Raw genomic sequence first — 19,774 nt, 5'->3', positions numbered from 1 at the left:
TTATGGTTGCGGTAAGAAGTGCGCATTTGAATACGGACGGCGAGTTTGTGCCAGATGCCTGGATTGCATCGTTGGGCATCAATAATCAGCAGTCGTGTGAACGCTTAGCCGAGACCTGGCGCTATTGTGAACAGCACACGCAGGGGCACCCCGATACGATGTTGCTGCTGTGGCGCGGTATTGAAATGGTGGAGATCCTCTCCACACTCAGCATGGACAACGACAGCATGCGCGCGGCGATGCTGTTCCCGTTGGCTGACTCCGGCGTGGTGGATGAAGACACGCTGCGTGACGCTTTTGGCAAGAATATCGTCGATTTGGTGCACGGCGTGCGCGATATGGATGCGATTCGTCAGCTGAAAGCGACGCAACACGATTCCGTTGCCTCCGAGCAGGTAGACAATATCCGCCGTATGCTGCTGGCGATGGTGGAAGATTTCCGCTGCGTGGTGATCAAGCTGGCGGAGCGCATTGCGCACCTGCGTGAAGTGAAAGATGCGCCGGAAGAAGAGCGCGTGCTGGCGGCCAAGGAATGTACCAACATCTACGCGCCTTTGGCGAACCGCCTCGGTATCGGCCAGCTCAAGTGGGAGCTGGAGGATTTCTGTTTCCGTTATCTGCATCCGGATGAATACAAAAAAATCGCCAAACTGTTGCACGAGCGACGTATTGACCGTGAACAGTATATTGACGATTTTGTTAAAACCCTGCGCACCGCGATGGCGGGAGAGGGCGTCAAGGCTGAAGTCTATGGCCGACCCAAGCATATCTACAGCATCTGGCGCAAGATGCAGAAAAAATCCCTGTCGTTTGATGAACTGTTTGATGTGCGCGCCGTGCGTATTGTGGTTGAACGCTTGCAGGATTGCTATGCGGCGCTCGGTATCGTTCACACCCACTACCGTCACCTGCCCGACGAGTTCGACGATTACGTGGCAAACCCGAAGCCTAACGGCTACCAGTCCATCCACACGGTGGTATTGGGGCCGAGGGGCAAAACCCTTGAAATCCAGATTCGCACCAAACAGATGCATGAAGATGCAGAATTGGGTGTTGCTGCGCACTGGAAATACAAGGAGGGCGCGGTTGCGAGGGGACGCTCCGGTTACGAAGGGCGCATTGCCTGGCTGTGCAAGCTGCTCACTTGGCAAGAAGAGATGGCCGATTCAGACGAAATGCTGGACGAAGTACGCAGCCAGGTGTTCGACGATCGTGTCTACGTGTTTACGCCAAAAGGCGACGTGGTCGATCTGCCAATCGGCTCTACGCCGCTGGATTTTGCCTACCACATTCATAGCGATATTGGGCATCGCTGCATCGGGGCCAAAATTGGCGGGCGCATTGTGCCCTTTACCTACCAGTTGCAAATGGGCGATCAGATTGAAATCATCACTCAGAAGCAGCCGAACCCGAGCCGCGATTGGTTGAACCCGAACCTAGGTTATATCACCACCAGCCGTGGCCGTTCCAAGATCCATAACTGGTTCCGCAAGCAAGATCGTGACAAGAATATCCTAGCAGGGCGCCAGATTCTGGATAACGAGCTGGAACATTTGGGGATCAGCCTCAAAGCGGCAGAGAAGCTGCTGCTACCGCGCTATAACATCAACTCGCTTGATGAACTGTTGGCCGGTATTGGCGGCGGGGATATTCGCCTTAACCAGATGGTGAACTTCCTTCAGGCGCAGCTCAATCAGCCCAGCGCTGAGGAGCAGGATCGCGAAGCGCTGCGTCAACTTACCCAGCAGAAAGCGCCAGCGCAGAACAGCCGCAAAGACAGCGGCCGTATTGTGGTAGAAGGGGTTGGCAATCTGATGCATCATATCGCGCGGTGCTGCCAGCCGATCCCGGGCGATGAGATCATCGGTTTCATTACGCGCGGACGCGGTATCTCTATCCACCGCGCTGACTGTGAGCAGCTGGACGATCTGCGCAGCCATGCGCCTGAGCGGATTGTCGATGCCGTCTGGGGGGAAAGCTACTCCAGCGGCTATTCGCTGACGGTGCGCGTAACCGCCAACGATCGTAGTGGGTTACTGCGCGATATCACCACCATTCTGGCAAACGAAAAGGTGAACGTGCTGGGCGTGTCCAGCCGCAGTGATACCAAACAGCAGATAGCGGTGATCGACATGGAGATCGAGATCTACAACCTTCAGGTATTGGGACGGGTGCTGGCGAAGCTCAACCAACTGCCGGATGTCATTGACGCGCGTCGCCAGCAAGGGGCGTAATTTTTTACGTAGGTCCTCACTTTGTCATCCCCGCGTAGGCGGGGATTTATCACGGAATATACTCAAAATAATTCGCGTTGCAGGAAGGCGGCCAGTGAGGGAATCCTCAGGTAAGTGATTCGGTCAGCGAAAGCAGTCAACGCACCTGCAACATGAGGTATGACGGGTATAAACGCGTTTCTCCAGTAAGGGGGGCACGCGATTTTTATTGATTCAGGAATCAGGCATGACAGCAGCGGCTATTGAACGTCTTCTTTCCATTATGAATACATTGCGCGATCCGAAAAACGGTTGCCCGTGGGATCGCAAACAAACCTTTGACACGATCGCGCCCTACACGCTGGAAGAGACCTACGAAGTGTTGGATGCTATTGCGCGTTAGGATTTCGACGATCTGCGCAGCGAATTGGGCGATCTGTTGTTTCAGGTGGTGTTTTACGCCCAGATGGCGCAAGAGCAGGGGGTGTTTGATTTTTCTGCGGTATGCGACGCTCACCGACAGTGACGCGGAGCTTGCCAACTGGGAGCAAACCAAAGCCTAGGAGCGCGCTGAAAAAGCCCTATACTCTGCGTTGGACGATATTCCTGACGCGTTGCCCGCTTTGATGAAAGCGTACAAAGTCCAGCAGCGTTGTGCGTCAGTCGGTTTCGACTGGAACAGTCTGGGGCCAGTGGTCGACAAAGTGTATAAAGAGATTGATGAAGTGATGTATGAAGCCCGGCAGGCAGTCGTCGATGAAGAGATGAAGAAAAGCTGGCCGAAGAAGTGGGCGATTTATTGTTTGCTACGCTCAATCTCTCACGCCATCTTGGTCAAAAAGCCGAAAATGCGCTTCAGGCAGCAAACCGCAAATTCAGCCGCCGTTTCCGTCAAGTAGAACAAATTGTTATCGCCTCGGGAAAAACAGTTGAACAGGCGACGCTTGAGGAAATGGACGCGGCTTGGGAACAGGTAAAACGTCAAGAAAAGGCCAGTTAAGATATTTTTATCGTATTACTGCATTTTTTTGGTGGCTTTGTTATTTATCTTTATGATTTTTAATCCGATGTTTCATGCCATTTGTGCGTGATACATCGGTTTAGCCACGACGTTATGATCGCCACAATGATGAAAAGCAACATTTGTAGCCTTCATCAGGTTCAGGTATACTACTTTCCCGTCTTGGTACTCCATCGTTATACCCGTCATACTTCAAGTTGCAGGTACGTTGGCTGCGCTCGCTCACTCTAGTCACTTACTTGAGTAGGCTTCTAGGGATTCGTTTGCTTGCCGCCTTCCTGCAACTCGAATTATTTTGGGTATATAAACCTAAACTCTCAGGTTCAGCATGACAACTAATTATATTTTTGTGACCGGCGGGGTCGTATCCTCTCTGGGTAAAGGCATTGCCGCAGCCTCTCTGGCGGCTATTCTCGAAGCCCGTGCCCTCAACGTTACCATCATGAAACTGGACCCGTACATCAACGTGGATCCGGGCACGATGAGCCCAACGCAGCACGGTGAAGTGTTTGTCACCGAAGACGGCGCGGAAACCGATCTTGACTTGGGCCACTACGAACGCTTTATCCGTACCAAAATGACGCGCCGCAACAACTTCACCACCGGCCGTATCTACTCTGATGTGCTGCGCAAAGAGCGCCGTGGCGACTACTTGGGTGCAACCATTCAGGTGATTCCGCACATTACCAATGCCATTAAAGAACGCATCATTGAAGGCGGTGAAGGCCATGACGTGGTGCTGGTGGAAATCGGCGGCACCGTCGGCGATATCGAATCTCTGCCGTTCCTTGAAGCGATTCGGCAGATGGCGGTGGAAGTGGGCCGCGAGCATACCCTGTTCATGCACCTGACGCTGGTACCGTACCTGGCGGCAGCAGGCGAAGTGAAAACCAAGCCGACTCAGCACTCGGTAAAAGAGCTGCTTTCTATCGGTATTCAACCGGACGTGCTGATTTGCCGTTCCGATCGCACAGTGCCCGCCAACGAGCGTGCAAAGATTGCTTTATTCTGTAATGTGCCGGAAAAAGCAGTAATCTCCTTAAAAGATATTGATTCGATTTATAAAATCCCGGCGCTCTTGAAATCGCAGGGATTGGACGATTATATTTGTAAACGATTCAGCTTGAGTTGCGCCGAAGCAGACCTGTCCGAATGGGAACAGGTTGTCTATCAGGAAGCCAATCCGGGTGGTGAAGTCACCATTGGTATGGTCGGCAAATATGTCGCACTGCCGGATGCCTACAAGTCGGTGATCGAAGCCCTGAAGCACGGCGGGCTGAAAAATCGCCTGACCGTCAACATCAAGCTGATCGATTCGCAGGATGTAGAAACCCGCGGCGTCGAAGTTCTCAAAGATCTTGATGCTATCTTGATCCCAGGGGGATTCGGCTACCGCGGTGTTGAAGGTAAAATCATGGCGGCGCGTTACGCCCGTGAGAATAGTATCCCTTATCTGGGCATTTGCCTGGGAATGCAGGTCGCTTTGATGGAATTTGCCCGTAACGTTGTGGGTATGGAAGCGGCAAACTCTACGGAATTTGTGCCAGACTGTAAGTACCCGGTTGTTGCGCTGATCACCGAATGGCGTGATGAAGACGGTAACCTTGAGGTGCGCAGTGAAGAGAGCGACTTGGGTGGCACCATGCGCGTGGGCGGTCAACCGTGCCACTTGGCGGAAGGCAGTCTGGTGCGCGAGATGTACGGTGAGGCAACCATTATTGAACGCCACCGTCACCGCTATGAAGTGAATAACATGCTGTTGAAACAAATTGAAGCGGCGGGATTGCGTGTTGCTGGTCTTTCCGCCGACCGCAAGCTGGTGGAGATTGTTGAACTCCCTGAGCATCCATGGTTCGTGGCCTGTCAGTTCCATCCGGAATTTACGTCGACGCCACGAGATGGGCATCCCCTGTTTGCCGGTTTTGTTAAAGCCGCTGGCGCGTATCAAAAGCGTCAGGTGAAGTAAGGGTTTTTCAGCAACGCGCGGTCCAGTACCGCGCGTTGTTCGTCTAAGGTTTTAGTTTAACTTGTACTGAGGAAAATCTAATGTCCAAAATCGTTAAAGTCATTGGCCGTGAAATCATCGACTCACGCGGAAACCCGACCGTTGAAGCGGAAGTGCACCTGGAAGGTGGTTTCGTTGGTCTGGCTGCTGCTCCATCAGGCGCTTCCACAGGCTCTCGCGAAGCGCTGGAACTGCGTGATGGCGACAAATCCCGTTTCCTGGGCAAAGGAGTAACCAAAGCCGTTGCCGCTGTGAACGGACCGCTGGTGCAGGCAATTCTGGGCAAAGATGCCAAAGATCAGGCTGCCATCGACCAGGTAATGATCGACTTGGACGGTACTGACAACAAATCCAACTTTGGTGCTAACGCCATTCTGGCGGTGTCTCTGGCTAACGCCAAAGCAGCAGCAGCATCCAAAGGTCAACCGCTGTACGAACACATCGCTGAACTGAACGGCACCCCGGGCAAATTCTCCATGCCTCTGCCGATGATGAACATCATCAACGGTGGCGAACACGCTGACAACAACGTTGATATTCAAGAGTTCATGATTCAGCCGGTTGGCGCGAAAACGGTGAAAGAAGCGATCCGTATCGGTTCTGAAGTGTTCCATCACCTAGCGAAAGTGCTGAAAGGCAAAGGCCTGAACACCGCTGTTGGCGACGAAGGCGGCTACGCGCCGAACTTGGGCTCCAACGCAGAAGCACTGGCTGTTATCGCTGAAGCGGTAAAAAATGCCGGTTACGTGCTGGGCAAAGACGTTACGCTGGCTATGGACTGTGCCGCTTCTGAGTTCTACAACAAAGAAACCGGCAACTACGAACTGAAAGGCGAAGGCAAAACCTTCACTTCTCAAGAGTTCACTCACTATCTGGAAGGTCTGACCAAAGAGTACCCGATCGTTTCTATCGAAGACGGTCTGGACGAATCTGATTGGGACGGTTTTGCTTACCAGACCAAAGTACTGGGCGACAAAATCCAGCTGGTTGGTGACGACCTGTTCGTAACCAACACCAAGATCCTGAAAGAAGGCATCGAAAAAGGCATCGCTAACTCCATCCTGATCAAATTTAACCAGATCGGTTCTCTGTCCGAAACTCTGGCTGCTATCAAGATGGCGAAAGATGCGGGCTACACTGCCGTTATCTCTCACCGTTCTGGCGAAACCGAAGACGCTACCATCGCCGATCTGGCGGTAGGTACTACGGCTGGTCAGATCAAAACCGGTTCCATGAGTCGTTCTGATCGCCTTGCCAAGTACAACCAGCTGATCCGTATCGAAGAAGCACTGGCTGGCCGTGCTGCATTCAACGGTCTGAAAGAAGTGAAAGGCTAGGCGTAATCGCCTGTCTGCTGCCGGGACTTATCGCCCGGCTATCGAAGCCCGGAAACGTGTATGCATCTCCGGGTTTTATTATTTGTATTAGTCGCGACTAGATCTGACACTGGACCTTGAAAGGTTGAGAGTTACCGGTTTTGATATGGGTGTCTAATCCTTAAACAAAACGCGAGGTAACTCTCATGCTTCATACTAACAATCCCATTATCAAACACAAAGCCGGCCTGCTCAATCTCGCCGAAGAACTCGGTAACGTATCAAAAGCCTGCAAGAGCATGGGCGTGTCACGCGATACATTTTACCGTTATCAGGAACTGGCTGCTGAAGGCGGCATTGATGCGCTGGTTAACCAGAACCGCTGGGTTCCGAACCTGAAGAACCGCGCCGACGAAGCCACTGAACGCACGGTTGTTGATTATGCTATTGAGTTCCCGCCCCATGGGCAGCACCGGACCAGTAATGAGCTGCGTAAAAAAGGCGTGTTTATCTCCGGCAGCGGCGTGCGCTCCATCTGGCAACGACACGACCTGGAGAACTTCCGTAAACGCCTGAAGGCGCTTGAGGAAAAGGTCGCCAGAGAAGGCATTGTCCTTACCGACGCTCAAATCGCAGCCCTGGAGAAGAAGGCGCACGATGATGAGGCCTGCGGTGAAATCGAGACGGCACATCCCGGGTATCTGGGCTCGCAGGACACCTTCTACGTGGGCAATCTGAAGGGGGTGGGCCGTATCTACCAGCAGACGTTCGTGGATACGTACTCGAAAGTGGCACACTGCAAGCTGTATACGAATAAAACACCGCTCACCGCCGCCGACCTGCTCAATGATAGCGTACTCCCGTTCTACGAGGCTCAGGGACTGCCGGTGCTGAGAATACTGACCGACAGGGGTACGGAGTACTGTGGTAAAGTGGAGCAGCATGATTATCAGCTTTATCTGGCTATCAACGATATCGAGCATACGAAGGGTAAACGCTTTGGCCGCCGTAACTTCTTTATTTTGCTCGGTATTCCCTGTATGTTTAGCTACAGTTTTATGTGGGTGGGCGACATGGGGTACTGGTACTATCTGCTGACCTATTTGGTGTTTGATGTGGTCTACACCATGATTCTGGTACCGTATGAAACGCTGGTACCAGAAATGACCGATGATTTTAAACAGAAAACCAAATTCTCCGGTGCACGTATTGCGCTGGCGCAGCTTTCTGCCATTCTGGCGGCGTTCCTGCCAGGCATTCTGCTCAGTCACTTTGGCAAAGACAACTCCATTCCCTTCTTCTACTCAAGACTGGTGTTCTCGGTGATTTGCGCCACAGTGCTGACGCTGGTCTATTTCTTTACTTGGGAACGGCCGAGCGAAGAGATGTCAGCGGCGTCACTACAGGCAGAAAAGGAACTCACTGACGCTGGGACAAAGCCTGAAGCGCTTGAGCGTCGAACTCTCTTCCACGCTGCGCATTCGTATTTTCCGTCAACATCTCGGGATGTACCTCGGCGGCTACATTGCACAGGACGTGTTTAATGCGGTGTTCACCTACTACGTCGTCTTTGTACTGATGCAAAGCCCCACGGTGGCTTCCAACCTGATGGGTACCATGGCTATCCTGCAATTCCTAGCGGTGATTTGCATGATCCCGCTGTGCATTCGCTTCGGACCGGCTCCCTCTTACCGCTTAGTGGTTTGCCTGTTCGGTCTGGCGGCGATGTCTTACGGCGTGCTCTATAGCCAAGCGACTTAATTTTGATTGCACCATATGGACTGAGAACAAAATCTCTGTATCGCAACCACTCTCTCTTTTTTTGCTTTTTGCTTGTGCCCATTTATGCTCAATGGGGTTAAGATCTGGCGAATATGTAGGCAAATACTCCACCATATACCCTGCATCGATGATGACTTGTTGAATATTATGTTTTTTGTGAAAAGTTGCATTGTCCATCACGATTACCCTGTTTTTAGGGAGTACTGGGATAAGGACTTGTGTGACCCAGGAATAGAAAACATCGCTGTTAATATTGATATCAAATAATCCGATAGCAAACAGCGTTGTGCCTAATAACGCGCCGATAACATTTGTTCTTCCCTTGGCTCCCCCGTTCTTCAGGCCAAAACACCGTTGACCTTTTGGGGAATAGCCATGAGTCCATGGGGTATCGTGTGGAAAACCACTTTTATCAATAAAAACAATAGGCTTACCTTCTTTTTCATACTGTTGTTTTTTTTGAAATGCTTGCCGGGCGCTTTCGTCGGCTTTCGGATGACATAGAGTTTTTTTATAGGTCAATCCCAGCTTTTTAAGAGCTTGCCAAATGGCCTTCTGACAAACACCAAAACGCTCTGCACGTTCTTTTTGGTAAGCATCTGGATATGGTTCAACATCTTTTATCAACTCGGATTTATCGATCTTTCGGGCTTTGTTGAATAAATCAGAACTTGTAACGACTGCGCCCCATACGGGTCGATTGTTACGTGATGCGAATACTGTTCGGCATTCCTAATAGCGTGATCAGGTTAAGCGCTTTGACCATGACCATGGCTTCACCCACCTGACCATCGTAGTCTCTCAGACTTAGATGACCACCCAGAAGCCTTTTGAACCGGAACATGGCCGTTTCAGCCACTAAGCGCCGGTGATAGCCCACTTTCTTTTTCCAGATATCGTTACTACCGCTAATGCGCTGATTTGCAACAGCGGGGTTACGCTTGTGGTAGCGATCTTGCCAATATTGCGCCCCCCTTCGTGGCGGGATAAGCGACCTTATTTTCTTCCTCAGCAGAGCATCATAGCAGTAAACTGTATCGTAAGCGCCGTCGGCCGATGCCTCTCTGATTTTCCGGTGGCTCTGGTTTATCAGCGCCGGTAGAGCTTGGGCATCAGTCGTACCACTGAGCGACAAATCCGCACAGATAATCTCATGCGTCACACTGTCTACTGCCAGGTGCAGCTTACGCCATACCCTGCGTCTGTCGGCACCATGCTGCCGGACTTTCCATTCGCCTTCGCCAAAGACCTTCAGGCCGGTTCCATCAATGACCAGATGTGAGATTTCACCACGGGTTGGCGTTTTTATGCTGATGTTCACTGTCTTTGCTCGCTTGCTGAGCAGCGAATAGTCTGGACAATGGAGCGACAATTTAATCAGTTTAAAAATCGAGTCACCAAAGCCCTGTAAAACCCTCAATGAAAGGCCAAACACGCGTTTCATCATCAGGACTGTGGTGATGGCCATATCTGAGTAGTGGAGCGGTCGTCCACGCCGTTCAGTAGTGTTTTTTTCCGTCCATGCAGCAATGGCTGATTCATCTAGCCATACGGTTAGAGAAGCGCGCTGCTTGAGGGCCTTGTTATAAGAGGGCCAGCTGGTGATTTTAAAATTTTGTTTTGCCATGGAGACCTGATTTTGAAACAACTGTGTTGATCTGCTCCGATGATTACCCAAAAGTTCTATTTATTCAACAAAGCCTCTATTTGATTAATCCAACGCGATACAGAGGCAGGGCCAATCCGAAATTGCTTCGCTGTTTCTCGGATACTCAACCCTTCTTCTTCCCGTGTAGATATCACTTTACGTCTAAAATCAATTGAATAGCTCATTTAAATAATGCAATCAAAATTAAGTCGTTTAGCTATATCAGGACTAACGTGGCAAGGAAAAGCCCCTTCATTTCACGAAATCAGGAGCCTTGCAGCGCGTCTCTACACTAATGAGAAAGGGAGGGATTATGCGCAAAAACTGCTGGGACATAAGTCATCCGAGATGAATGATAGGTACCGGGATGTAAGAGGGTCGGAGTGGGGTGAGATTGAATAGTTTCGACTAAATTTCGAGTAATTTCGATCAATTGCTTGTAACTCTCTGAATCTAAATGCCATAATTTTCATCCCGCTGTTTAACGAACAGCTGGAACTGCACGATGGGCGGATGTGGGTCTCTGACCGTCCGGGATTGGGCTTCACCATCAGCGAGCAGGCGCGGCGCTAGACGGTGCAAACCTGTGAATTCAAGTAATCGGTAGCGCATCCCATTGCGGCTCGTGCGGGTCTGCCTAGTCACAACGTAAGATGCTTTGGTGCACCTTTAGCACACGTGCTGTTTCCATCCGTTGATGAACTCCATCGGAAACAGCACGTTTTTTAAGGCACTCAAATGAAGGAGAAGGCGTCGCTGTAGAGGTGGTCAATCAACGCACCACGCTCGTTGCAGAAGCGCTCGCGGGCAATTTTTGCCATTTCAAAGCGCCCTGCAATGTAGATATCATGACCTGACAGTGTGCCGTAATCCTGCAATACCGTGCTAAGTACCGTACCCGTTCTGCCACACCACTCCTGTTCCAGCTGCTCAACCACAGGGATAACCTTCAAGTTCGCGTGTTGGCTCGCCAGAGCCTGTAGCTCGGTCAAATCATACAGATGCTTGATCTCCCGCCCTCCCCAGTAGATCGCTATCTCGCGCTCAGGTTGATGTGCCAGCACCGTCAGCAGGATAGAACGTGCATAAGAGAACCCCGTGCCGCCGGCAATCAGGATCAGCGGACGATCGCTCTCTTCGCGCAACCAAGCCTCACCGTGGGGGATATCCACCGTCAGCGCGCGCTCTTTCAGAATACGATCCATCACCGCCATCGCATACAAGTTCAGCTCTGAGGCACCCACGTGCAGCTCGATAAACTGCTGTTCCATCGGCGTTGATCCCATTGAGAACGGGCGCTTATCACGCTCATCCATTACCACCATCAAATACTGACCGGCACGGAAAGAGAAAGGGGCTTCCGGCAACAAACGTACCCGATAAACCGTATCCGTTATCGCCTCTACGGATGTCACTTTACAGCTCAATGTTGTCATGCATTCCCTCTAAGGGTGATAAAAGCAAAACGAGTAACAGCGGCACACCATACATCAAGCACGCGGTGGGCTGTCGTTAAAAATGGCAAGCTCATCCCATATGGCATCAATACGGGCACACACATCAGGATCCTTCTTGATGGGATGCCCCCACTCGCGCTGAGTTTCAGCGGGCCACTTATTGGTGGCATCCAGTCCCATTTTGGAACCCAGCCCCGACACCGGCGACGCGAAATCCAGATAGTCTATTGGCGTATTTTCCATCAATACCGTATCTCGTGCCGGGTCCATACGGGTGGTAATCGCCCAGATAACATCTTTCCAGTCACGCGCATTGATGTCGTCATCGCAGACAATGACAAACTTGGTATACATAAACTGGCGCAGGAAAGACCATACGCCCATCATCACCCGTTTGGCATGACCGGAGTACTGTTTTTTCATGGTGACGACTGCCAGACGGTAGGAACACCCTTCCGGCGGCAGGTAAAAATCGACAATTTCCGGGAATTGCTTTTGCAAAATCGGCACGAACACTTCATTCAGCGCCACCCCTAATACGGCGGGTTCATCGGGTGGGCGTCCGGTATAGGTGGAGTGGTAAATGGCGTCCTGACGCTGCGTCACATGCGTAACGGTAAACACCGGGAAGTTATCCACCTCATTGTAATAGCCGGTGTGATCGCCATACGGCCCTTCCGCCGCCATTTCTCCCGGTTCAATGTACCCTTCCAGCACAATTTCTGCGCTGGCGGGCACTTCCAAATCATTGGAGAGACATTTCACCACTTCGGTTTTATAACCGCGCAGTAGCCCGGCAAAGGCGTATTCGGAAAGCGTATCTGGCACCGGGGTTACTGCAGCAAGGATAGTCGCCGGATCGGCACCGAGCGCGACAGAAACCGGGAAGCGTTGACTGGGATTTTCCTGACACCACTCCTGGAAATCTAACGCGCCGCCGCGATGAGATAACCACCGCATGATCAGCTTATTTTTACCAAGCACTTGCTGGCGATAAATACCGATATTCTGACGCGCCTTGTGCGGCCCGCGAGTAACCGTTAAGCCCCAAGTGATCAAGGGAGCAGCATCTTCCGGCCAGCACTGCATCACAGGAATACGAGTCAGATCGACGTCTTCCCCAGACCAGACCTGCTCCTGACAAGGAGCCGATGACAGCCGTTTGGTGGGCATATTGAGCACCTGACGGAATTTGGGCATGTTTTCCATCAAGTCTCGGAATCCTTTGGGCGGCTCAGGCTCTCTCAAAAAGGCCAGCAGCTTGCCGACATCACGCAGCGCCGTCACGCTATCCTGTCCCATGCCCATTGCCACCCGCTCCGGGGTGCCAAACAGGTTGCACAGCAGGGGCATGGTATAACCGGTGGGATTTTCAAACAGCAACGCCGGACCGCCCGCACGCAGCGTTCTGTCGGCAATCTCCGTCATTTCCAAGTGGGGGCTGACAGGGTGACGAATGCGTTTCAGTTCCCCCTTCTGTTCAAGAAGCGCGAGAAATTCACGTAACTCACGATATTTCATGCTGATTGTCAATGCAGTCTGTGAAAACGACATTATAAGGTTTCTTGCCAATTCTGTCGCTTCCTCATGCCGCTATTTATCCACACAGGGTTTTGTTATGCTTCCCTGCAATGCTCATCGACTGACAGATCATCGACACAACACATTATGGAAGCTTGGTATTTATTGTATTGCAAACGTGGGCAGCTGCTGCGCGCCAAGGAACATCTTGAACGCCAAGCCGTTAACTGCCTGAGCCCGATGATTAAAATGGAAAAGATCGTGCGGGGAAAACGCGCGGAAGTTAGCGAGCCACTGTTTCCCAACTACCTGTTTATTGAATTCGATCCCGAACGCATCCATACCACCACGATTGCCGCCACACGGGGCGTCAGCCACTTTATCCGTTTCGGCGCTCTGCCTGCCGTCATCCCCCTGACCGTCATTACCGAACTGACACAACACCCGGTACAGATGATTCACGATCCACAAACACCGTATCCCGGGGACACCGTGCTGATCACCGAAGGGGTGTTTACCGGGCTACAGGCGATTTACAGTGAACCTGACGGTGAAGCACGCTCCATGCTGCTGCTCAATTTTCTCAACAAGCAGGTGCCGCAAAGCCTCGATAATCGCCAGTTCAAAAAGCTGTAGTCAGGCGTAACCGACAAAATAAACGCCGCCGGTAAGAACACTCACGGACGGCGAACGGACAGGTCTGAGCGGATAGGACGATTAGCGGGAAAGCTGTTCGTCACGCAGCCATTGTGCGACCTGCTTGGCAAAATAGGTCAGTACTCCGTCTGCCCCTGCGCGTTTGAAGCACAGCAGTGACTCCATCACCAGCGGCTGCTCCTGAAGCCAGCCGTTGCGAATGGCCGCCATGTGCATGGCATATTCACCAGAGACCTGATAGGCAAAGGTCGGCACGCCAAACGTTTCTTTAACACGATGCAGCACATCAAGATAGGGCATACCGGGTTTCACCATCACCATGTCCGCGCCTTCCTGCAAATCCTGGGCAACTTCCTGTAAGGCTTCATCCCCGTTGGCCGGGTCCATCTGATAGGTTTTTTTGTTACCCCCCTTCAGATTGCTTGCCGAACCTACCGCATCGCGGAAAGGCCCATAGTAGCAAGACGCATATTTTGCCGAGTAAGCAATGATCTGGGTGTTCACCAGATGCTGCGCTTCCAACTCGGCGCGTATGGCACTAATGCGGCCATCCATCATGTCGCTTGGTGCAATGATTTCTGCCCCCGCTTGTGCATGACACAGCGCCTGACGCACCAGAACGGATTTGGTGATGTCATTGATCACATAGCCATCCTCATCAATAATGCCGTCTTGCCCATGCGTGGTATAAGGATCCAGGGCAACGTCTGTCAGCAACCCCAGCTCCGGCACTGCATCTTTGAGCGTGCGGATCACACGCGGCACCAGCCCTTCGGGGTTATAGGCTTCTTCAGTGTTCAGCGACTTCTTGTCGGTATCGATCACCGGAAACAGTGAGAGCACCGGGATACCCAGCTTGGTGAGTTCTTCCGCCTCTTTCACCAGTAGATCGAGCGTCATGCGGTATACGCCCGGCATCGAAGACACTTCCTGACGCTGATTTTTGCCTTCCATCACAAAGACAGGATAAATAAGGTCATTGACCGTCAACTGATTTTCAGCAACAAGGCGACGGCTGAAATCATGACGGCGTAAACGGCGCAGGCGACGGTCGGGAAAAGCGCCAGGAAAAACATTGCTCATAATTATTCTCCAGAATCATGGCAGCCGGAAAATCCGGCGTGCGTTTTCATCTACTTTTTGCCCCAACATACTGGCGTCTTCATCGCGCCAAGCAGCAACCTGCTGAACGATATGCGGCAAAAAGCAGGGTTCATTACGCCGGGATGCAGGTTTTGGTGATAAATCCCGGGGTAACAAATAGGGCGCGTCTGTTTCCAATAACAGGCGGTCGATGGGAATCTGTTTTAGCAGATGGCGAAGTGCAATTCCGCGTCGCTCATCGCACACCCAACCGGTGATGCCAATCGAAAGCCCAAGACGCAAGCACTCATCCAACTCCTGTTCAGTCCCCGTGAAACAGTGCAGCACTGCTCCCGGCAGCTTATCCAACCAGGGGGAGAGTAGCGCGATAAAACGCTCATGGGCGTCACGACAATGCAAGAATACGGGTAACTCCCGCTCTGCGGCCAACGCTAACTGCGCGGAAAAAGCGTGTTCCTGCTCATCAGGCGTTGAGAAATTGCGATTAAAGTCCAGTCCACACTCGCCCAGCGCTACCACTGCAGGCTGTTGCGCCAACTGCGAAATCCGTTCCGCCACCGCCGTCGACCAACTACTGGCATCATGGGGATGCACACCCGCCGTCGACCAGCAATAGTCTGGGTATTCCTGTGCCAGCGCCAGCGCCTGCTCACTTTCATGCAGGTTGGTTCCGGTGATGATCATTCCACTTACCGCAAACGCCTGAGCACGCTCAATGACCAGAGCACGATCGTGAGCAAATTGGCTATTGGTCAGATTGACGCCGATATCAAACATGGACATTCCTGAATGGTAATGACACTCCCGCTCCGGCGAGCGTGTCCCGAAGGGAAGCAGATGCAGATTGGAGGAAATCCCCGCCTAAGCGGCGATAACAACAGGATTCAGGACGATGGATCTTCGTTGCTTTCTTCTGCCTCGCGCTCTTCCGCCTCATACTGACGGCGTCCTTTCCCCACGTAAAAACGTGAGCAGAACAGGCCGACTTCAAACAACAGGTACATCGGAATAGCTAACAACGTCTGTGAGAACACGTCCGGCGGCGTCAGCAGCATACCGACAACGAAAGCGCCAACCAGCACATAAGGCCGCTTCTTCTTCAAATCTTCCGTGTTGGTCACACCGCTCCAGCACAGCAGTACAATAGCAATAGGTACCTGGAAAGAGACGCCAAACGCCATAAACAGCGCCATCACGAAATCGAGGTAGTTATTGATATCAGTGGCGATTTGCACACCCTGTGGCGCTGTCTTGGCAAAAAAGCCAAACGCCAGTGGGAACACGACAAAGTAGGCAAATGCCATACCCGCATAGAACAGCAGGCTGCTGGAGAACAGCAACGGCATCATCAGGCGACGTTCATGTTTGTACAGCGCTGGAGCGATAAACGCCCAGACTTGATACAACACCAACGGTGCAGCGACAAACACCGACACGATCATCGTGAGTTTAATCGGCGTAAAGAACGGGGAAGCCACATCGGTGGCAATCATACTGGCCCCGGCAGGCAGTTGTTCAATAAGCGGTGCCGAGACAATCTGATAGATGTCGTTAGCAAAAAAAACCAGCACGACAAATACGCCCAGCACACAAAGAATGCTGTTTAACAGGCGCTTGCGAAGCTCAATCAGGTGACTGATTAACGGTTGTGTATCTTCAACGACCATAGATTAGCGTTCATCAGCAGAGGGTTGGGAAGGCGCGACAGCCGGAGCAGGCGCTGCACGCTTATTGGGTACATCATCGGTCGGTGCCACGGCAGCGACAGCTGGCGTATTGTCAGGCACAGCCGTTGCAGAAGGCGCTTCTGGTGCGCGATTCACTGCCGCAGGCGGTGCCACATCGATAAGGGATGAGGATGGCGAAGAGGCTTGCTCGGTGCTGATAACCCCATCATGAGCTGCTTCAGCATCAGCCAGCGGTTTATGTGGCACCTCACCCAGCTGCGCCGTGGCGCTGTCACCGGGTTTCACATATCCGCGCCACATCGCGTCCGCCGCGTCTTTGAGTTCGTCCATAGAGGCTTTCAGCTCTGGGGAAAGGTTTTTCAGGCTAGCCTGCTCCACCTTCTTCAAACTGTCCTGCAACTCTTGCAACTTCAACTCTTGGGTCAGCTCATTTTGCACCGTAGACGCCAGCGAGCGCAGCGTTCTGACCCAACCAGCAATCGTTTTAACCGCAACAGGCAGGCGTTCAGGCCCGAGTACTACCAGGCCGATCACCATTATGAGCATCAGCTCACCAAATCCGATATCAAACACCGATTATACCTGCTCTTTATGCTGGCTCTTCGTTTCTTCTGATTTTGCGTTAGCCTGTTGTTCCGTGATGGACTTCGTCGCGAAATCGGCATCCTGCTGTGTTTTTTCATTCTGGTTTGCAGATGCGCTGTCAGCGTACGAAGGTTGGTCATCGCTGATGGCTTTTTTAAAGCCTTTAATCGATGCGCCCAAATCGGAGCCTAGCGTTCTCAGCTTGTTAGTACCAAACAGCACCACCACGATCACCGCAATGATCAACAAGTTCCAAATACTAATACCACCCATACCAATTACCTCTTTTCTACAAAGGGGAGTTATCTATCATCTTTCACACCGCAAACGTTCGTGTGTGCATTTTGTCCAAAAACGAGTCACCGCGCGTTATTCTTACCTAGAGAATGCATGCCCAGAGGATGTGCTCGGTTTGCGTTTCCTGCAACGCCTTTTTCCTGTGGCGGAAAGGCATATAAGGTCAAAACCGTAACTATTATGTACGGCTATTAATAGCGCCTGTCATGATCTGCTTCAACGTGTACGATGCCAACCAATGACCCAGCTCACAACACCAGCGGCCATTAACCCCGCCGAAATCACTTCCGGGAGATCCTGACGCCCCACCAACATGAGTAACCCAGCCAGCAGCAACGTCGCGCCAACACCAAGTAAATAATGCGACTGGCTTTGACGCACTCGCTGCACGCACAGTTCATCTGTCAGTTGTGTCACACTGCGACGCAGCAGCCGATGCTGCCGCAAACCATCGTAAATCAACTCGGGAATTTCCGGCAGTTTTTCCGCCCAGAAGGGGGCCTTTTCTTTCAATCCGCGAATCAGTGCAGCAACCCCCATTTGATCTTTCAGCCACGACTCCAGAAAAGGCTTGGCTGTTTTCCATAAATCCAGCTGCGGGTAAAGCTGGCGGCCTACACCTTCAACGTAGAGCAACGTCTTTTGCAACAAGACCAACTGTGGCTGCACTTCCATGTTGAAGCGGCGCGCGGTATTGAACAAGTTTAATAACACATGCCCAAAGGAGATCTCTGCCAACGGCTTTTCAAAAATGGGTTCGCACACGGTGCGAATCGCAAATTCAAACTCTTCAACATTAGTATCGGCAGGCACCCAACCGGAATCCACATGCAGTTCAGCAACGCGACGATAATCGCGATTGAAAAAGGCAATGAAGTTTTCTGCCAGATAGCGCTTATCTTCTTTGTTCAATGACCCAACGATGCCACAATCAATACCGATATATTGTGGGTTTTCAGGGTGTTCATAGCTGATAAAAATATTTCCCGGATGCATATCGGCGTGGAAGAAGCTGTCGCGGAACACCTGAGTAAAGAACACCTGCACGCCACGCTCCGCCAGCAGCGGCATATTGGTGCCGTTGGCTTTCAGCGCCTCAACGTCTGAGACCGGAATACCGTAGATACGCTCCATCACCAGCATGTTTTCACTGCAATAATCCGAATAGATTTCCGGAATATACAGCATCGGGCTGCCATCAAAGTTACGGCGCAATTGAATGGCATTTGCCGCTTCACGCAGCAGGTTTAATTCATCAAGCAGGGTTTTTTCGTACTCATGCACGACCTCTCGCGGGCGCAAGCGTCGTCCATCCGGTAACAGCATCGGCAACCAGCCCGCCAAACGGTTCATCAGCCGCATATCAGCCTTGATGACAGGGAGGATATCAGGACGAATGACCTTGATAACCACTTCCTGGCCATTTGTTTTGAGCCGCGCAGTATGTACCTGTGCGATAGATGCAGAGGCCAGTGGCACTATTTCAAAATCATCAAACCAGCTTTCGAGTGGAATGCCCCCCATCGAAAGTTCGATCTGCTCACGAGCCAGTTTACCGTCAAAAGGATCGACGCGATCCTGAAGGATAGCGAGCTGATCGGCAATCTCCGGTGGAAAAAGATCGCGTCGAGTAGAGATCATCTGACCGAACTTGATCCACACCGGGCCCAATTCCTGCAACGCCAAACGCAAACGTTCACCAAGCGGTTTGTCCTTATGTCGGTTTGGCATCCAGAACAGGAATTTGCGCCAGATACGCAACGGTAAGGTGATGCGCAAATGCGGGATCAATTCATCGAGCCCATAGCTCAACATGACGCGAATAATGTGGTAAAGGCGTAGCAATTCACTTGGCGTCATGCGGCAGACTCCAGCTTCGCCAGTCGTGCCGCCAGCGTATCGACGTCATCGCTTAACGCGGCCACTTCATCATACCACCAGGCCGCTTCTAAACGCCCAGGCGTAAGCCGCCACTCTTCCGTTACGGTTTCTGCCAAATAACGCCGCTGGCGATCGAACAAACGGGCCGCACCGCGAAACGCGCCTTGTACTGTCTGACCAATGCCTTGCGCAAAAACATCGCCCGTGTAAGGCGCAAGCCACTCTGCAGGGTCGCACTCTGCCAAATCCAATAGATTGACAAGGTGTTGGACAACCTGCATATCCCCTTCAATGAGCAGTTCACCACGACGCATCAGCGATGAAAGCTGCTGGCGATCGCGCAACGTGAGCAATGCGGGTATCCGGGTTTCTAACTGACAATCCGCCGTATCAGCCCACTGGCTTACCACATCAACGCGGTGCTCACCAAAGACCAATACCAGCGGCACTGGCAGTTCTGCTAACACAATTTTGAGCGTTTTTCCCTGTAGTCGCTGGCGCGCCGCTTTCAAGCTACGTTCGCGAAAAAGCAGGCTATTTAACGCCGTTTCCAGCGCGGCAGTCAGCACAGACGTTATCAGCATCAGCGTTTCCCACTA

At 52.0% G+C, this 19,774-nt stretch carries 15 protein-coding genes and 6 pseudogenes; 9 read left to right on the top strand and 12 right to left on the bottom strand.

Annotated features, from left to right (window positions below):
• Positions 1-2: 2 nt before the first annotated feature.
• From relA to ACD630_RS12175, 6 genes and pseudogenes are all read left to right on the top strand, one after another.
• Positions 3-2,234: a GTP diphosphokinase gene (gene relA / locus ACD630_RS12200; RefSeq protein ID WP_430359202.1), complete on the top strand. Its 2,232-nt coding sequence runs from the start codon at positions 3-5 to the stop codon at positions 2,232-2,234.
• Positions 2,235-2,460: 226 nt separating this feature from the next.
• A pseudogene (gene mazG, locus ACD630_RS12195) lies at positions 2,461-3,213 on the top strand (nucleoside triphosphate pyrophosphohydrolase).
• Positions 3,214-3,562: 349 nt separating this feature from the next.
• Positions 3,563-5,200 (top strand): glutamine hydrolyzing CTP synthase, encoded by a 1,638-nt coding sequence (gene pyrG, locus ACD630_RS12190; protein WP_430359201.1) that lies wholly within the window; start codon positions 3,563-3,565, stop codon positions 5,198-5,200.
• 80 nt (positions 5,201-5,280) lie between these two features.
• On the top strand, positions 5,281-6,576 hold the full coding sequence (gene eno / locus ACD630_RS12185) for a phosphopyruvate hydratase (protein WP_430359200.1): 1,296 nt from the start codon (positions 5,281-5,283) through the stop codon (positions 6,574-6,576).
• Positions 6,577-6,761: 185 nt separating this feature from the next.
• A pseudogene (locus ACD630_RS12180) lies at positions 6,762-7,550 on the top strand (helix-turn-helix domain-containing protein); the annotation flags it as partial.
• A pseudogene (locus tag ACD630_RS12175) lies at positions 7,545-8,301 on the top strand (MFS transporter); the annotation flags it as partial. The pseudogenes ACD630_RS12180 and ACD630_RS12175, both read left to right, overlap by 6 nt.
• Here ACD630_RS12175 and ACD630_RS12170 read toward each other — a convergent pair.
• The 3 genes and pseudogenes from ACD630_RS12170 to ACD630_RS12160 form a co-directional block, all read right to left on the bottom strand.
• A pseudogene (locus tag ACD630_RS12170) lies at positions 8,251-8,982 on the bottom strand (IS630 family transposase); the annotation flags it as partial. The pseudogenes ACD630_RS12175 and ACD630_RS12170 overlap by 51 nt on opposite strands.
• 58 nt (positions 8,983-9,040) lie before the next feature.
• A complete protein-coding gene (locus ACD630_RS12165; RefSeq protein WP_430359199.1) occupies positions 9,041-9,964 on the bottom strand; it encodes an IS5 family transposase in 924 nt (307 codons plus the stop codon).
• A gap of 56 nt (positions 9,965-10,020) precedes the next feature.
• Positions 10,021-10,170: an IS630 transposase-related protein gene (locus ACD630_RS12160; protein ID WP_430359198.1), complete on the bottom strand. Its 150-nt coding sequence runs from the start codon at positions 10,168-10,170 to the stop codon at positions 10,021-10,023.
• Positions 10,171-10,207: 37 nt separating this feature from the next.
• Between ACD630_RS12160 and ACD630_RS12155 the strand changes: the two are divergent.
• Positions 10,208-10,387 (top strand): annotated as a pseudogene (locus ACD630_RS12155) (tyrosine-type recombinase/integrase); the annotation flags it as partial.
• A gap of 72 nt (positions 10,388-10,459) precedes the next feature.
• Positions 10,460-10,558: pseudogene (locus tag ACD630_RS12150) on the top strand (hypothetical protein); the annotation flags it as partial.
• Between the two features lie 161 nt (positions 10,559-10,719).
• Here ACD630_RS12150 and fre read toward each other — a convergent pair.
• Both fre and ubiD read right to left on the bottom strand, forming a co-directional pair.
• The gene (fre, locus tag ACD630_RS12145; protein WP_430359197.1) at positions 10,720-11,421 is read right to left on the bottom strand and encodes an NAD(P)H-flavin reductase; all 702 of its coding nucleotides are present in this window, start codon (positions 11,419-11,421) and stop codon (positions 10,720-10,722) included.
• 54 nt (positions 11,422-11,475) lie between these two features.
• Complete coding sequence (gene ubiD, locus ACD630_RS12140) at positions 11,476-12,963, bottom strand: 4-hydroxy-3-polyprenylbenzoate decarboxylase (RefSeq protein WP_430359196.1); 1,488 nt, start codon at positions 12,961-12,963, stop codon at positions 11,476-11,478.
• A gap of 147 nt (positions 12,964-13,110) precedes the next feature.
• Here ubiD and rfaH point away from each other — a divergent pair, with 147 nt between their 5' ends.
• Positions 13,111-13,599, top strand: coding sequence for a transcription/translation regulatory transformer protein RfaH (rfaH, locus tag ACD630_RS12135; RefSeq protein ID WP_430359195.1), 489 nt, complete (start codon positions 13,111-13,113; stop codon positions 13,597-13,599).
• 81 nt (positions 13,600-13,680) lie between these two features.
• Here the strand turns inward: rfaH and hemB are convergent, their stop codons facing one another.
• The 7 genes from hemB to ubiJ form a co-directional block, all read right to left on the bottom strand.
• Complete coding sequence (gene hemB / locus ACD630_RS12130) at positions 13,681-14,703, bottom strand: porphobilinogen synthase (RefSeq protein WP_430359194.1); 1,023 nt, start codon at positions 14,701-14,703, stop codon at positions 13,681-13,683.
• A gap of 15 nt (positions 14,704-14,718) precedes the next feature.
• Positions 14,719-15,501 (bottom strand): 3'-5' ssDNA/RNA exonuclease TatD, encoded by a 783-nt coding sequence (gene tatD, locus ACD630_RS12125; RefSeq protein ID WP_430359193.1) that lies wholly within the window; start codon positions 15,499-15,501, stop codon positions 14,719-14,721.
• 107 nt (positions 15,502-15,608) lie between these two features.
• Entirely contained in the window at positions 15,609-16,391 is a 783-nt protein-coding gene (gene tatC / locus ACD630_RS12120) for a Sec-independent protein translocase subunit TatC (protein ID WP_430359192.1), read from the bottom strand.
• Positions 16,392-16,394: 3 nt separating this feature from the next.
• Positions 16,395-16,985, bottom strand: coding sequence for a Sec-independent protein translocase protein TatB (tatB, locus tag ACD630_RS12115; protein ID WP_430359191.1), 591 nt, complete (start codon positions 16,983-16,985; stop codon positions 16,395-16,397).
• 3 nt (positions 16,986-16,988) lie between these two features.
• Complete coding sequence (tatA, locus tag ACD630_RS12110; protein ID WP_430359190.1) at positions 16,989-17,270, bottom strand: Sec-independent protein translocase subunit TatA; 282 nt, start codon at positions 17,268-17,270, stop codon at positions 16,989-16,991.
• 240 nt (positions 17,271-17,510) lie between these two features.
• Positions 17,511-19,154 (bottom strand): ubiquinone biosynthesis regulatory protein kinase UbiB, encoded by a 1,644-nt coding sequence (gene ubiB / locus ACD630_RS12105; RefSeq protein ID WP_430359189.1) that lies wholly within the window; start codon positions 19,152-19,154, stop codon positions 17,511-17,513.
• Positions 19,151-19,759 carry a ubiquinone biosynthesis protein UbiJ gene (ubiJ, locus tag ACD630_RS12100; protein WP_430359188.1) on the bottom strand — a complete coding sequence of 203 codons (609 nt, stop codon included), beginning with the start codon at positions 19,757-19,759 and terminating at the stop codon, positions 19,151-19,153. The genes ubiB and ubiJ overlap by 4 nt, the downstream gene beginning before the upstream one ends.
• Positions 19,760-19,774 lie beyond the last annotated feature (15 nt).

It is taken from the genome of Symbiopectobacterium sp. RP, assembly GCF_050472005.1.
GTDB lineage: Bacteria > Pseudomonadota > Gammaproteobacteria > Enterobacterales > Enterobacteriaceae > Symbiopectobacterium.
The sequence above is the reverse complement of the archived record's forward strand: the minus strand, read 5'-3'. Positions and strand labels throughout refer to the sequence as shown.

What these genes read in the sequence shown, in the direction of transcription:
- ubiJ (WP_430359188.1), bottom strand. Translation starts at nt 19,759, where the DNA reads ATGCTGATAACGTCTGTGCTGACTGCCGCGCTGGAAACGGCGTTAAAT.
- ubiB (WP_430359189.1), bottom strand. Translation starts at nt 19,154, where the DNA reads ATGACGCCAAGTGAATTGCTACGCCTTTACCACATTATTCGCGTCATG.
- ACD630_RS12165 (WP_430359199.1), bottom strand. Translation starts at nt 9,964, where the DNA reads ATGGCAAAACAAAATTTTAAAATCACCAGCTGGCCCTCTTATAACAAG.
- pyrG (WP_430359201.1), top strand. Translation starts at nt 3,563, where the DNA reads ATGACAACTAATTATATTTTTGTGACCGGCGGGGTCGTATCCTCTCTG.
- rfaH (WP_430359195.1), top strand. Translation starts at nt 13,111, where the DNA reads ATGGAAGCTTGGTATTTATTGTATTGCAAACGTGGGCAGCTGCTGCGC.
- fre (WP_430359197.1), bottom strand. Translation starts at nt 11,421, where the DNA reads ATGACAACATTGAGCTGTAAAGTGACATCCGTAGAGGCGATAACGGAT.
- hemB (WP_430359194.1), bottom strand. Translation starts at nt 14,703, where the DNA reads ATGAGCAATGTTTTTCCTGGCGCTTTTCCCGACCGTCGCCTGCGCCGT.
- eno (WP_430359200.1), top strand. Translation starts at nt 5,281, where the DNA reads ATGTCCAAAATCGTTAAAGTCATTGGCCGTGAAATCATCGACTCACGC.
- tatD (WP_430359193.1), bottom strand. Translation starts at nt 15,501, where the DNA reads ATGTTTGATATCGGCGTCAATCTGACCAATAGCCAATTTGCTCACGAT.
- ACD630_RS12160 (WP_430359198.1), bottom strand. Translation starts at nt 10,170, where the DNA reads ATGAGCTATTCAATTGATTTTAGACGTAAAGTGATATCTACACGGGAA.
- tatC (WP_430359192.1), bottom strand. Translation starts at nt 16,391, where the DNA reads ATGGTCGTTGAAGATACACAACCGTTAATCAGTCACCTGATTGAGCTT.
- ubiD (WP_430359196.1), bottom strand. Translation starts at nt 12,963, where the DNA reads ATGAAATATCGTGAGTTACGTGAATTTCTCGCGCTTCTTGAACAGAAG.
- relA (WP_430359202.1), top strand. Translation starts at nt 3, where the DNA reads ATGGTTGCGGTAAGAAGTGCGCATTTGAATACGGACGGCGAGTTTGTG.
- tatA (WP_430359190.1), bottom strand. Translation starts at nt 17,270, where the DNA reads ATGGGTGGTATTAGTATTTGGAACTTGTTGATCATTGCGGTGATCGTG.